General features: G+C 31.9%; 14 protein-coding genes. All 14 read left to right on the top strand.

Annotation, left to right across the window (positions count from 1 at the left end; all coding sequences use genetic code 11):
- Positions 1-610: glycosyltransferase (locus tag VFS71_RS10155; RefSeq protein ID WP_326401085.1), on the top strand; the 610-nt coding region annotated here is incomplete at its 5' end.
- Position 611: 1 nt separating this feature from the next.
- The gene (locus VFS71_RS10150; RefSeq protein ID WP_326401084.1) at positions 612-1,505 is read left to right on the top strand and encodes an NAD-dependent epimerase/dehydratase family protein; all 894 of its coding nucleotides are present in this window, start codon (positions 612-614) and stop codon (positions 1,503-1,505) included.
- 9 nt (positions 1,506-1,514) lie between these two features.
- Positions 1,515-2,066, top strand: a complete 552-nt coding sequence (gene rfbC / locus VFS71_RS10145; protein WP_326401083.1) for a dTDP-4-dehydrorhamnose 3,5-epimerase — start codon at positions 1,515-1,517, stop codon at positions 2,064-2,066.
- Positions 2,059-2,916 carry a dTDP-4-dehydrorhamnose reductase gene (gene rfbD, locus VFS71_RS10140; protein ID WP_326401082.1) on the top strand — a complete coding sequence of 286 codons (858 nt, stop codon included), beginning with the start codon at positions 2,059-2,061 and terminating at the stop codon, positions 2,914-2,916. The genes rfbC and rfbD overlap by 8 nt, the downstream gene beginning before the upstream one ends.
- Before the next feature lie 94 nt (positions 2,917-3,010).
- Positions 3,011-3,880, top strand: a complete 870-nt coding sequence (gene rfbA / locus VFS71_RS10135) for a glucose-1-phosphate thymidylyltransferase RfbA (RefSeq protein WP_326401081.1) — start codon at positions 3,011-3,013, stop codon at positions 3,878-3,880.
- Positions 3,881-3,975: 95 nt separating this feature from the next.
- On the top strand, positions 3,976-4,929 hold the full coding sequence (locus VFS71_RS10130) for a glycosyltransferase family 4 protein (protein WP_326401080.1): 954 nt from the start codon (positions 3,976-3,978) through the stop codon (positions 4,927-4,929).
- A 48-nt stretch (positions 4,930-4,977) separates the two neighbouring features.
- Positions 4,978-5,571: a sugar transferase gene (locus tag VFS71_RS10125; protein WP_326401078.1), complete on the top strand. Its 594-nt coding sequence runs from the start codon at positions 4,978-4,980 to the stop codon at positions 5,569-5,571.
- Between the two features lie 196 nt (positions 5,572-5,767).
- Entirely contained in the window at positions 5,768-7,717 is a 1,950-nt protein-coding gene (locus tag VFS71_RS10120) for a nucleoside-diphosphate sugar epimerase/dehydratase (protein WP_326401076.1), read from the top strand.
- 172 nt (positions 7,718-7,889) lie between these two features.
- Positions 7,890-8,759, top strand: a complete 870-nt coding sequence (locus tag VFS71_RS10115) for an ABC transporter permease (RefSeq protein WP_326401075.1) — start codon at positions 7,890-7,892, stop codon at positions 8,757-8,759.
- Between the two features lie 74 nt (positions 8,760-8,833).
- Positions 8,834-10,105 carry an ABC transporter ATP-binding protein gene (locus tag VFS71_RS10110; protein WP_326401074.1) on the top strand — a complete coding sequence of 424 codons (1,272 nt, stop codon included), beginning with the start codon at positions 8,834-8,836 and terminating at the stop codon, positions 10,103-10,105.
- A gap of 38 nt (positions 10,106-10,143) precedes the next feature.
- A complete protein-coding gene (locus VFS71_RS10105) occupies positions 10,144-10,884 on the top strand; it encodes a GNAT family N-acetyltransferase (protein ID WP_326401073.1) in 741 nt (246 codons plus the stop codon).
- On the top strand, positions 10,871-12,001 hold the full coding sequence (rffA, locus tag VFS71_RS10100) for a dTDP-4-amino-4,6-dideoxygalactose transaminase (protein WP_326401072.1): 1,131 nt from the start codon (positions 10,871-10,873) through the stop codon (positions 11,999-12,001). Before VFS71_RS10105 ends, rffA begins: the two co-directional genes overlap by 14 nt.
- Positions 11,994-13,151 (top strand): TDP-N-acetylfucosamine:lipid II N-acetylfucosaminyltransferase, encoded by a 1,158-nt coding sequence (locus VFS71_RS10095; protein WP_326401071.1) that lies wholly within the window; start codon positions 11,994-11,996, stop codon positions 13,149-13,151. The genes rffA and VFS71_RS10095 overlap by 8 nt, the downstream gene beginning before the upstream one ends.
- Positions 13,152-13,296: 145 nt before the next feature.
- A partial coding sequence (locus tag VFS71_RS10090) for a glycosyltransferase family 2 protein (RefSeq protein ID WP_326401070.1) occupies positions 13,297-13,802 on the top strand: 506 nt, incomplete at its 3' end.

The raw sequence follows: 13,802 nt of genomic DNA, 5'->3' as shown, positions 1-13,802 counted from the left end.
GGAGACAAGGAAAGAAGAAATTAAAAATTTGAAAAAAGAAATTGGCGTACCAGACTCGGATACTAAGGTTTTTTTGTTTGTTTCGAGATTGTTAAAAGAAAAAGGAATTATAGAACTTATTGATGGTTTTGTGAAAGCTCAGAAAGAAGCGATTGCTCCCATTTATCTATTATTAGTTGGTTGGAGTGATGAAGAGAACCCTTCATCGGTAACACCTAAGGAGCTACAAGAACTTACAAAAGATTACAGTAACATAAAATTTTTGGGAAAACGTTCCGATGTAGATTTGTTAATAGCGTCATGCGATGTGAGTATTATGCCAACCTATTATAGGGAAGGAACACCACGATTTTTGCTGGAATCAATGGCTATGGGTAAGCCTATCATTACTACTGATATGCCTGGCTGTAATCATTTGATACCTAGCGGTGAAAATGGAGAATTGATAAAGGCGAAAAGTGTCAGTGCAATTAAGAATGCAATTTTACGTATTTTAGAAAGAGATCTTATTGATTTGGGAATGCAAAGTAAGGAATTATATAAAGGAAAATTTTCAGAAAACAAGGTGTATCCGGCAATTCTTAAGCTATATAAGTCTATATTAAATTAAAATGAATATTACTATTACTGGAAGTTCAGGTTTTGTTGGGACTAATCTTGAAAACTATTTTGAAAAATCCCATGGAATTAGTTCCAAGAGTGTTCGTTATCTGGAGAATCAGGTTTTTGAATTTGATACAGATGCCATAATTCACTTGGCGGGCAAAGCGCATGATTTAAAAAATGTATCTAACCCAACGGATTATTATGAAGCTAATTTTGAATTGACAAAACAATTGTTTGACTCTTTCTTACTATCTAAAGCTTCTGTTTTTATATTTATGAGTACTGTAAAAGCGGTAGCTGATGGCGTTGAGGGAATATTGACGGAAGGTGTTATTCCTAATCCCCAAACACATTATGGAATATCCAAACAGCAAGCTGAACACTATATTTTATCTCAGGAATTACCACAAGGAAAAAGAGTTTATCTCTTAAGACCCTGCATGATTCACGGACCAGGAAACAAAGGGAACTTAAATTTGTTATATCAATTAGTTTCCAAAGGCTTACCATGGCCCCTAGGTGCTTTTGAGAATAAACGCTCTTTTTTAAGTATTGAAAATCTTTGTTTTGTTATAAAAGAGCTTTTAGAAAATACTTCTATTCCTTCAGGAGTTTATCAAATTGCTGACGATGAACCATTGTCAACTAATGAGCTAATTCGACTGTTGGGAACAAGTTTAGAGAAAAAAGGTAGTATCTGGTCTATACCTGCTTCTTGGATAAAAGGAATAGCCCAGTTGGGTGATTATTTACATTTGCCTTTAAATTCAGAACGTTTGCAAAAATTAACTGAGAATTATGTGGTAAGTAATCAGAAAATAGTAACAACTATAGGAAAACCTCTTCCAGTAAATACGAGGACAGGATTATTAATAACATTCGAATCATTTAAAAAATAAAATAAAAAAATGACAATTGAAAAAACAGCCATAAAAGATTTAGTAATTATAACACCAACGGTTTTTGAAGATTCACGCGGGTATTTTTTTGAAGCGTATAATAAAGCTAAGTTTTTTGAAAACGGAATTGAGTATCAATTTATCCAAGATAATCAATCTTTCTCCAAACGAGGTGTTATTCGTGGTTTGCATTTGCAAATTAATCCTTTTGCACAAGCGAAATTGGTGAGAGTCTTGGAAGGGGAAATACTTGATGTTGCTGTAGATTTACGTAAAAACTCTGCTACCTATGGGCAACATGTGAGTGTAATTTTGAGCGCAACCAATAAAAAACAATTGATGGTGCCCCACGGTTTTGCTCATGGGTTTTCTGTTTTGAGTGAAACAGCTTCTGTGATGTACAAAGTAGACCAATTGTATCACAAAGAAAGTGAAAGAGGAATTCGTTATGATGATTCTACTTTAGCTATTGATTGGCAAGTGAGTCCTGAAGAAGTAATTGTTTCTGATAAAGATGTGATTTTGCCTAGTTTTAATGAAATAGATTGGAGTTTTGAATAATAAAATACTAGTCACTGGTGTCAATGGGCAATTAGGTTCGGAGTTGAACGTTTTGTCAAAAAACTATGCCCAATTCGAATGGTTTTTTACAGATAGGAAAGAATTGGATTTGTGTAATTTGGATATTTTAGATTATAAATTATCCAAAATCCAACCACAATTTATAATTAATTGTGCGGCGCATACCGCTGTGGATCGAGCAGAAACTGAGTTAGAATTATCTGATATTCTCAATAATCAATCGGTTGCGGTTATGGCAAAATGGTGTGAGAATAACAATTGCAAGTTTATTCACATTTCTACAGATTATGTTTTTGATGGGAAAGCTGCAACAGCTTTAAATGAATCAGCTACAACAGGACCAATTAATGTATATGGGAAAACTAAATTATCTGGAGAAATATCTTGCCAAATTGAAAATCCATCTTCTATTATCATTAGAACTTCTTGGGTGTATTCTAGTTTTGGAACCAATTTTGTAAAAACGATGTCTCGTTTGATGCAAGAAAGAGACAGTTTGAATGTTGTCAATGATCAAATAGGAAGTCCAACCTATGCTGCCGATTTGGCTCAAGCCATAATGGTTATTATCACTCACAATCATTGGCAGGCTGGAATTTATCATTTTTCGAATGAAGGAGAAATCAGTTGGTACGAATTTGCTTTAGCAATTCAAGAAATAGGTGGTTTTAATTGCGCAATTAGCGGAATACCATCTTCAGCTTATCCTACACCTGCAAAACGCCCTCAGTATTCTTTATTGGATAAAACCAAAATAAAAAAAACTTTTGGTGTTGTTGTTCCTGATTATAAGGAAAGTTTGGTTAGATGTATGGAGTTACTAGGCTAGATTAAAATACAATCAATTATAAAAAAATAGAAATAAATAATTAGATTTGAGCTTGCAAAAGTCTTATTCTTAATTAGATAAAACTTAAAAGAAAATGAAAGGAATAATTTTGGCCGGTGGATCTGGCACCCGTTTACACCCGTTAACATTAGCTATGAGTAAGCAAATGATGCCCGTTTATGATAAACCCATGATTTATTATCCGTTATCAACTTTGATGATGGCGGGGATTAATGAAATATTAATCATTTCGACTCCACACGATTTGCCTAATTTTAAAAAATTATTAGGTGACGGATCTACAATTGGCTGTAAATTTAGTTATGAGGAGCAAGCTATTCCAAATGGTTTAGCACAGGCTTTTGTGATTGGAGAAGAATTTATCGGTTCTGATTCAGTTGCACTAGTTTTAGGAGATAATATTTTCTTTGGAGCCAATATGCATGAACTATTGCAGTCAAATACAAAACCCGATGGAGGAGTTGTTTTCGCCTATCATGTTTCGGATCCAGAAAGATATGGCGTAGTAGAATTTGATAAAAATTTAAAAGCACTTTCTATAGAAGAGAAGCCTTTGGAACCAAAATCAAATTATGCAGTTCCTGGATTGTACTTTTACGATAATTCGGTTGTGGAAATTGCGAAGAACATTAAACCAAGTGCTAGAGAGGAGTATGAAATTACTGATGTAAATAAAGTGTATCTGGAAAAAGGAGCTCTGAAAGTTGGGATTTTAAGCAGAGGTACTGCTTGGTTGGATACAGGAACTTTTAATAGCTTGATGCAAGCGGGACAATTTGTACAAGTTTTAGAAGAACGTCAAGGATTGAAAGTAGGTTGTATCGAAGAAATTGCTTGGAGACAAGGTTTTATAACAGAGCAACAGTTGATAGATTTGGCTGAACCTTTAAAAAAGTCAGGTTATGGAGAATATCTGTTGGGACTTTTGAAACATAAATTATAGTTGTTTAATTGACTGTTGTCTGTCATTGGAATAGAATATAGAAAATTAGGTAACGGAAAGCAAACTGCAGAAAATACATAAAAACAATTTTTGAAATGACTTATATAGTTTTATTAATTTTATTCATCGGCATTGAATTGATTTATTTCAAAATTGCTGATTATTACAATATTATCGACAAACCCAATAGCCGCTCTTCACATACATCGATTACTTTGCGTGGAGGGGGAATTATTTTTACAATAGCCATTTTAATTGCTTGTTTACTGGGATACGTTTCTTGGACAGTAATGTTAGCAATAGTTTTGGTGGCTGCTATTAGTTTTATAGACGATATAAAGCCTTTGTCACAATTGCCTAGATTTACGTCACATGCCATAGCGATTGGGTTAGTATTTTATGATTTAAATTTATTTTCCCAAACAATTTGGTTTTTACCAATTATTTTTATTTTGTTGATTGGTTGGGTAAATGCGTTTAATTTTATGGATGGTATCAATGGGATAACTGTGTTGTATGCATTTGTTTCTATCCTTAGCTTTTCTTTTTTAGAAATAAATAAAGAGAGCCTTCCTTTATTAATCACAATGGGATTGTCTTGTTGTGTCTTTGGAATTTTCAATGTTAGAAAAAAAGCCAAAACATTTGCAGGAGATGTTGGAAGTATCAGCATGGCGTTGTTTTTAGGCTATTTCATGATTAAAACGATTTTGATTTCGGGTCAAATAGGGTATTTAATCTTTTTATCAGTTTATGGTATTGATGCTGTTATTACTATTTTTACTCGTATCAAAAAGAAAGAAAATATTCTTGAGCCCCATCGATCTCATTTGTATCAGTATTTAGCCAATGAATTAGGCTATTCCCATATTGTAGTGTCTTTATTTTATTCAGGTATTCAATTGTTTATAAATGTTGTGCTGATTTATTTGGACAATAAAGGAATATTGTCTTTTCCCATCGTTGTTTCATTTTTGTTATTTCAAATTATGGTTTACTTATGGGGGAGAAACAAGGTTGTTCAAAAAATTAATTTTGGGAAAGTTTAATGTTTGTTGTAAGTAAAAAAAAAATCTTTTGCCTAAAATACTATTCAATTGAGATCAATTTTTAAGCGGCTTTTCGATATCTCATTTTCGGTATTTGCACTTTCTTTATTTTTTTGGTTATTGATCATAACTTGGTTTATGGCTATTATTGATACGGGAACCAATGGGATTTTTATTCAAGAACGTATTGGACAATACGGTAAAAAGTTCAAAATATATAAATTGAGGACTATGCAAATGACTTCCAATTTAGAAACTTTTGAAATATCTAAAATTGGAAAATTCCTCCGTAACTATAAGCTAGACGAGTTGCCACAAATGATTAATGTTTTGAAAAGTGAGATGAGTATCGTGGGACCAAGACCTGATATTGTAGGTTATTATGACTTGTTAGAAGGCGAGAATCGGAAGATACTTAAATTAAAACCAGGTCTAACCAGTTTGGCATCTTTGAAATATTACAATGAAGAGGAGTTATTGGGTAAACAAGCCTCTTTTTTAGACTATAATGATAAAATTATTTTCCCCGATAAAGTAAAAATGAATTTAGAGTATTATTATAATCAAACTTTTTGTGGGGATTTGAAAATTATAGGAGACACTTTTAAGTTAATATTTAATAGACTTAAAACAGAATTGTAGATAATTTCTATTTTTTTTAAAAAAATATTTGAATAGAAAAGGTTAGTTTATTTAAGAATAAGTAGTTGATGCCCTAATTTATGTATTTTGTCAAAAAGATTTTATTCAATTGTGATAATTCATTTCTGCAAACATTATTATTTGTATTTTTGTTTTCATACTTCGTTTCTTTTTAGAAATTTAAATACCGTATAATATGAATGAAAATTCCATGTATTCTGGATTTTTTTCAAGAGCCAATTTAAGATTAAGCATTCGTAACTTAAGTTATTTACCAAGGTGGATAATAGTTATGATTGATTTTTCAGTTTTGATAGTTACCTTTTTCTTTACCTTGCTTATTTTTAGAGGTACAGGTTTGAAGTATATCAATACAACTCATGATGTATTTTTTATTTTTTGTTTTTTTGGATTTAATATTTTCTTTTTTTGGTTGTTCAGAACTTATTCAGGAATTATTAGGCACTCATCCTATATTGATGCGGTAAAACTTTTGTTTTCACAAATGTCGGTATTGGTGGTGTTTTTGGTTTTTAATTTTGCATATGAGTTATTGTATAATGAGAGAGTATTTTTGACGACGGCACTCTTTATTAATGTGGTGCTTTCTTTTTGTGGTCTATTTTTATACCGTGTTGTTGTCAAGCAAACCTTTGAATTGTATCTTTCCGAGAAAAGCACGACCAAGTTAATACGAACAATCATATATGGAACAGATGCTAATGCTATTTCGGTTGCAAATGCCTTAAAATTTGAAACTCCAACTCGTTTTAAAATTGTTGGTTTCGTTGATAGGAACAATCAGAATGCTTCCAAAAGGATGTTGGATTTACCGATATTGGTTCAAAAGAAAAAATTACCTTCTCTTATGCGTTCTGTAGGGGCCGAAGCTGTAATTATGGCTGATAAAAGTTTGGAAAAGGAAGAGCAACTGATTATAGTGGATCAATGTTTGGAATTTAATTATAGAGTGTATACAGTGCCTTTGATTACCGACTGGGAAAATCAAAAGGAGATTTCCCAAAAGGTAAAGAATATTCAAATTGAAGATTTATTAGAAAGAAAACCAATTGTTCTGGATAATAAGTCTATTTCCAAACAATTGAAAGACAAAACGGTTTTAATTTCTGGCGCTGCAGGGTCTATTGGTAGTGAAATAGTTAGACAGGTTTTGACATTTAATCCTAAGAGAGTGATTATTTTGGATCAAGCGGAAACCCCTTTACATCATTTGAGTCTTGAATTGGAAAAAATACATTCAAAATCAAAGATTCACAATGTCATTGCCGATGTGCGGAATAAGGAAGCAATGAGCAGGGTTTTTAAATTATATAGGCCACAAGTGGTATATCATGCAGCAGCTTATAAACATGTGCCCTTAATGGAGGAAAATCCATCACAAGCGATTTTAACCAATATAGAAGGCACTAAACATTTGGCTGATTTGTCTTGTGAATACGAAGTGATAAAATTTGTAATGGTCTCTACCGACAAGGCGGTTAATCCAAGCAATGTTATGGGAGCGAGCAAAAGGATTGCTGAAAAATATGTGCAATCTTTGCAAATGAAAAACCAAAGTGAGAATAAGCACAATGCTACTAAATTTATTACCACTCGTTTTGGAAATGTTTTGGGCTCAAATGGATCTGTAGTTCCTTTGTTTACGAAGCAAATCGCCAGCGGTGGTCCTGTTACCATTACCCATCCTGATATTATCCGTTATTTTATGACTATTCCAGAAGCCTGTCAGTTGGTTCTAGAAGCAGGTGCAATGGGGAATGGAGGAGAGATATATATATTTGACATGGGTAAACCCGTTAGAATTTTAGATTTAGCCAAAAAAATGATCAAGTTAGCAGGATTTCTTCCTGAAAGAGATATTAAGATTGAGATTGTAGGTCTAAGACCAGGAGAGAAATTATATGAAGAGTTGTTAAACGATACGGCAAAGACAATACCCACTTACCATGAAAAAATCATGATTGCTGAGGAAATTCAAGATGAATTTGAAAATTTGCATGTTGATATTAATGAGTTGATAGGAATAGCCAATTTCTTTGATAATGATGATATTGTTGCCAAGATGAAAGTTATAGTTCCAGAGTTTAAGAGTATGAATTCCACTTTTGAAGTTTTGGATAAATAAGTATTATAAAAATAGATATAGAAAAAGTTTACAGGGATTTCCTTGTAAACTTTTTTGTTTATAATTGTTACTGTTTTAATCGCAAATTCTCTTTTTAAAATTATTACATTTACCCACTTTTATTAAATAAATGGTAATTGTAAATTCCAATTATCATATTTGACCCAATGTCATGAACACTAGAAATACCATAAATAATGATTGGCTGTTTGAGATAACTCCAAAGAACAGGTTCTTCTCTTTGAATTTAAATGAAGTCTGGCAATACCGCGATTTACTGTTGTTATTCGTTAAAAGAGATATCGTTACAGTCTATAAACAAACGGTATTAGGACCGCTTTGGTATTTGATACAGCCGTTGTTCACTTCGATTACTTTTACCATCATTTTTAATACCGTGGCCGGAATCGACACAGGAACAGTACCGCCGTTTTTGTTTAATTTGGCAGGGATTATGGTTTGGAATTATTTTACCTCTTGCCTTACGGGTACATCGGATACGTTTAAAGCCAATGCGGCGATTTTTGGAAAGGTTTATTTTCCAAGAATAATTACGCCACTATCCGTGGTGATTTCGAATTTGATCAAGTTTGGTATCCAGTTTTTTATTTTTGTTGTTTTTTATATTTTCTATTACATAAATGGAGTTTCTTTGAGTCTGAATAGTTCCTTTTTATTTTTTCCTGTTTTAATCATGTTGATGGGGATTTTGGGATTGGGATTGGGGATGTTGATTTCTTCCATGGTAACCAAATATCGTGATTTTAGTTATTTACTAGGTTTTGGAATTCAATTGTTGATGTATTTGTCTGCTGTGATGTATCCTATGGAGTTAATTAAGCAAAAACTTCCAGCCTATGGTTGGTTAGTTGAATACAATCCGTTGGCCTATCTAATTGAAACGGCACGGTTTATGTTGTTGAATGTTGGACAAATATCTGTTTTAGGGCTATGTTATACTTTTTGTGTTACAATGTCAGTTTTTTTTATCGGACTATTAATTTTTAACAAGACGGAGAAGAGTTTTATAGATACAGTTTAGAGAATAGAGAAGTGAATATAGAAATGAGAATTTTGTATGAGCGAATGGACAGCTTACAACTCACAACAAAATAAATGAAAGATATAATATTAAAAGCCGAAAATATTTCCAAGCAATACCGTCTCGGGCAGGTAGGAACAGGCACGCTTAGTCATGACTTGAACCGTTGGTGGCATCAAGTGCGCGGAAAGGAAGATCCTTATCTTAAAATTGGGGATACCAATGACCGAAGCACCAAAGGCTCGAGTGAATATGTTTGGGCATTGAAGGATATTAATTTTGAAGTCGAACGTGGTGAAGTTTTAGGGATTATAGGCAAAAATGGTGCAGGAAAATCAACATTATTAAAAATACTGTCCAAAGTTACCGCTCCCACAACCGGAAGTATCAAGTCTAGAGGGCGTATTGCTTCTTTGCTTGAAGTGGGCACTGGGTTTAACGGCGAAATGACAGGACGCGAAAATATCTTTTTAAATGGAGCTATTCTGGGTATGACCAAAAAAGAGATTGCTTCGAAGCTAGATGAAATTATCGATTTCTCAGGTTGTGAGCGTTATATAGATACACCTGTAAAACGTTATAGTAGTGGTATGACTGTGCGTTTGGCATTTGCAGTAGCGGCCTTTTTAGAGCCTGAAGTTTTAGTGATTGATGAGGTATTAGCAGTTGGTGATGCCGAGTTCCAAAAGAAAGCCATTGGTAAAATGCAGGATATTTCTAGAGGAGAAGGGAGAACGGTTTTGTTTGTGAGTCATAATATGGCTGCAGTAGAAACACTTTGCACACGAGTTATAAGTATGAAAAATGGTAATATTTGCGGAAATGGAAATCCTACCAAAATAATATCAGATTATTTGCAAAGTAGTTCTTTTTCTGAACGTAAAATTAGTTTTGATTCTATCGAAAAAGCCAAAGGCAATGAAAATGTAAAAATTCTTTATGCTGCTATTGAGAATGCATCAACAGGATTTATAGACGATGTTATAGATGTGACTTCGGTTATTGATTTTCGAATGAAAATTGTGAATAGAACTAAACAGGAGCGAATTTCGATAGGATATGATTTGAGAACCATAAAAGGGGATGTGGTCTTTGGTAGTGGTAATAAATTTGATTGCAGCATTGGAAAGATTACAGAATTAATCTGTCAAATTCCTGCTAACTTTTTAAACGATGATGTATATCAAGTGCATGTCTATTTTCATACTGATGGAATGAGTGGTTTGTTTCAGGATATGGAACTATTGACTTTTGAAATAAAAGATATAAAGAGAGAATCTGGTTATTTGAGAAAAGTGAATGGAATAATTAGACCTTCTTTGCCTTGGACAATAAATAAATCCTGAAATGGAAATACTATTTTGCTTAAACAAAAGGATGTTTTATGAAGCAGATTAACAAATTAGACTGGGATTCTGATTTTTTTGAAAAAAGAATAGGTAGTGTTTCATTAGACAATGAAATGCAATTCGATCCAATTGGTTTCATAAATGAGGCAGAACACAATTTTGATCTTGTTTATGTGTTTAGTTATCAAAAAATGCTTTCACTTGAAACGGTTCTTACAGCTAATTTAGATTTAGTAGATATAATGATTACAATGTCAATGCCATTTGATAAAAATCTTCATAAACAAAAAAAATATGATTTTAAAAATGGTCTTACTCAAGAGGAAATTATTGAATGTTATAAAATAGCCGAACAAACTGCTGTAGTTTCAAGATTTTATATTGAAGAAGTTATCGGTCCAGAAAAAACCAAACTTCTTTATAGAAAATGGATTGATAATGGATTTAATAAATTGTTTTCGGATGGCTTATTTCTAGTTGAAGAACTAAATTCAATTATAGGGATTCATTTAATAAAAGTAGATGAGGAAAATAATGTTGGCTATTTTACATTAACAGGAGTTAATCCAGATTATAAAAGATTAGGTATTGGTAGAAAATTATGGGATCAAGCTTTTGGTTTTTTTTCAAATGAAACGGACATAATGATTATTAAGAGTCCATTCTCATTTAGAAATACGGAATCTTTTAATTTCCATTTAAAGATGGGGTTTAATAAAGTTGAAGAAATTAAATATATTTATCACTTTAGGAACAAAAAAAATGATACCCTTTAATAAACCTTTTTTAACAGGAAAAGAAACTATCTATATTGAGCAAGCTGTTCAATCAGGAAAGATTTCTGGTAATGGAATTTTTACCCAAAAATGCCAACAGTTTTTTCAGGACAAGTATGGTTTCAAGAAGTGTTTGTTAACCACTTCTTGTACAGACGCACTCGAAATGACCGCTATGCTCATTAATTGTGTGCCAGGTGATGAAATCATTGTTCCCTCCTATACCTTTGTGTCATCAGCATTAGCATTTATCCGTCAGGGAGCAAAAATTATTTTTGCTGATTCTATGTCTGATCATCCTAATATCGATTGCAATACGATTGAAACGTTAATTACATCAAAAACGAAAGCTATAGTTGTTGTTCATTATGCAGGAACGGCTGTAGATATGGACAAGATAATGGAATTAGCCAATAGGTATAATCTGATTGTTATTGAAGATGCTGCCCAAGCCGTTGATTCTTTTTACAAAGGCAAAGCATTGGGAAGCATTGGTCATCTAGCTGCTTTCTCGTTTCATGAGACTAAAAATATTATTTCCGGTGAAGGAGGTATGTTAGCCGTTAATGACAATCGATTTATGGAGAGGGCTGAAATTATATGGGAAAAAGGAACTAATCGCGCTTCTTTTTTTAGAGGAGAGATTAACAAGTATGGATGGGTAGATACAGGTTCGTCTTTTTTGCCATCTGAAGTGATTGCCGCTTTTTTATACGCTCAGTTAGAGAATTTAGAAGTTATTCAACAAAGGCGAAAAGAAATTTGGAATGTATATTATGAAAAATTGTCTGATTTGCAATTAAAAGACAAGCTAAAATTGCCTAATATTCCGGATTATGCGAGTAATAATGCACATATGTTTTATATATTATGTAAAAGTTTTGAAGAACGTAGCCAGTTAATTCAGTTCTTAAAAAAGCAAAATATACACGCCGTATTTCACTATATCAGTTTGCATAAAAGTGACTATTATACCAAAGAGAATAGTGTTCCTGAATTGCCCTGTTCCGATAAATATACTGATTGTTTATTGAGATTGCCATTCTATTATGAATTAAAAGATGAGCAACAACAAACTATTATAAGATCGATTAAAGATTTTTATAATTATGCTTAATCGGATTATCCATATTGCCCAAGATGAGAAGTTTATTAATTCGGCTTATTTTCAATTTGAAAGTGTTTATCCAAAGCAAAATATTTTTTACATAGTAACTGATTCTGAAGAAAAGGGATTTATTCATGTAAAAGAACAGGAATCTGTTTTTAAAGTTAAATCTTCAGAATTGATTTTGCTAGCAAATGATATTAGAGATAATGATTTAGTTGTTTTTCACAGTCTTGCTTCCCCTTTTTATTCTTTTGTTTTAATACTTCCTAAAAAGATTAAAACGGTTTGGATGTGTTTTGGATTTGAGGTTTATAATGATGCTCGATTTTTTTCAGAGAACAAATTACTCGATACAATAACTCAAAAAACATTTTTTTCAAAACCAGTAACATTCAAATATAGAATTAGAGAAAAAGTTAGACCTTTTTATAGAATTATTAAACCCAATCTGCCTTTGTCAGGGTTTGAAATCAAAAAAAAAGTATTCAATCGGATCGATTTTTTAGGAAGTTCTTTTAAAGAAGAATTTTCCACAATACAAAAGTTAATTGGTGAAAAGAAAGTTTTCTTTTCTTTTTGGTATTATCCATTAGAACAAATTATTTCAATATCGGAAGAATTAATTATTGAGAGACCAAATATACTCATAGGGAATTCAGGATTCAAAACGGGTAATCATTTGGATGTTTTTCACAAGTTAAAAACCATTAAAATAGTTGATAAAAAATTAATTGTTCCTCTGAGTTATGGAAATTCAGAGTATATTGATTTAATTATTAATGAAGGTAAAACTCAGTTTGAAAATATATTTGATCCGCTTTTAGATTTCATATCACTAGAAGAATATAATAAAGTTATAAAACACTGTGGGATTGCTATACTTAATAATCGTAGGCAACAAGCAATAGGAAATACAATTGCTCTATTATGGTATGGAAGCAAAATATTTTTGAGTAATCAAAACCCTTTTTATCTTTATTTAAAGAGAATTGGTATTTATGTTTATTGCTATGAGACAGAATTTAATAGTCAAAGTATAAATGAATTACTAACTTTGGATCAAATAAATGATAATAGATTGATTTTAAAGCAACATTTATCTTCTAAATTGATGCAAAGCGAATTGGAAAAACAAATAAATAGTATTTATGGATAATGTGCTTGTTTCTATAATTATTCCAATCTATAATCGGGAGCATCTTATTGATGGAACACTAGATTTAAGTTGTAGCATTCGGGAAAATAAAATTGTATAGTGGGATTTATTTTCAAATTTATTTATAGTTAAAAGAATCAAAAAGATGAAATTTTCCATTTTAATAGCAAATTACAATAATGGTCATTTTTTTAGTGATTGCTATTGTAGTATAATAAATCAAAGTTATCAAAACTGGGAGGTTATAATTGTTGATGATTGTTCTACTGATAATTCAGTTGCTATGATACAACAAATTATAGGAGAAGATTCTAGGTTTAAACTATTTTTAAATGAGGCAAACAAAGGCTGTGGATATACTAAAAATAAATGCGCAAGCATTGCAAATGGACAGATTTTAGGATTTTTAGATCCAGACGATGCTTTGAAAACTAATGCATTATTTTTAATGGTATCAGCTCATATCGAAATGCCGGATATTTCTTTAATATCTTCAAGATTTGTGTTGGTTGATTTAAATATGAACTTTAAAGAGAAGAGTAGTCAGGGCAATAATATCCCTGAGAGAAAGTCTTATTTAACCTCAAAACAAGGATTGGTTACTCATTTTGCATCTTTTAAAAATGAAAGTTATCGTAAGACTATTGGGAT

Source organism: Flavobacterium sp., assembly GCF_035760125.1.
In the GTDB taxonomy this organism is placed as follows: domain Bacteria; phylum Bacteroidota; class Bacteroidia; order Flavobacteriales; family Flavobacteriaceae; genus Flavobacterium.
Note: the sequence above shows the minus strand (reverse complement) of the source record. Positions and strands in the feature narration are given on the sequence as shown.